The organism is Vibrio sp. 970, from assembly GCF_033339075.1.
In genome coordinates, this window is the sequence record NZ_JAWOTW010000293.1 from 1 (window position 1) to 715 (window position 715).

Here is a 715-nt window from a genome sequence, read left to right on the forward strand (position 1 = left end):
TCCGATATTCGCTCCAACTATTAAAATCACCAGCAAATACGATTGGCCCGATGTGTTGTTTAAGTAGCGTCTCAAGCGCAGAAAGTTGCGAAGTATATTCTTCCGTTCCAACGGTAAAGTTGATCGCATGCACATTGATAACGGCCAAGCTCTCACCATTACTTAAACGATACTGGCTGTACAACGCCGATTTTGGCAAACGCAACCACGGTTCTTTTGACGTGTACGCGCATGCTTTAATTGGCTGCTTTTGAGCAATACTAATCACGCCAGCTCCGCTGCCTAACGCTTTAAACGCGCTGACTTGGTTGCTGACCCAGCTGCCATCTACCAACCATTGTTTAAAACTGTCTGTCATGCTGGCTTCTTGCAGCAATAACAATTGCTTATCTGCCGAGAACAACTCCAGCTCAGATTGCCAGTTAGCGCGATTTTGCTTGTAGATGTTCCAAACTAAAAGGTTGAGTTCACCGTTATCGTCCAGAGCTTTTGCTCCGCTAAACTCTATACATCGAATATCTTCGGTAATTTCAGAACCAGTTTGTGTGATGATCTGTGGGTGTTCTGGCACGGTAAAGATGAATTGAAAACTCACTACCGTAGCCATGATTAGAAAGGCTAAAGAGAGAACAAAACGCTTAAACATGAGAGCGTACCTGAATGCATGAAATAAAAAAGGAGCCTTATTGGGCTCCCTTTTAGCTTAATCAAAAAT

The 715-nt window shown here is 43.5% G+C and carries 1 protein-coding gene; it reads right to left on the reverse strand.

What is annotated here, in order from left to right; all coding sequences use genetic code 11:
- Nucleotides 1-646, reverse strand: a 646-nt coding sequence (locus R7Q11_RS26250) for an endonuclease/exonuclease/phosphatase family protein (protein WP_225467008.1), incomplete at its 3' end; no start/stop codon positions are given.
- Nucleotides 647-715 lie beyond the last annotated feature (69 nt).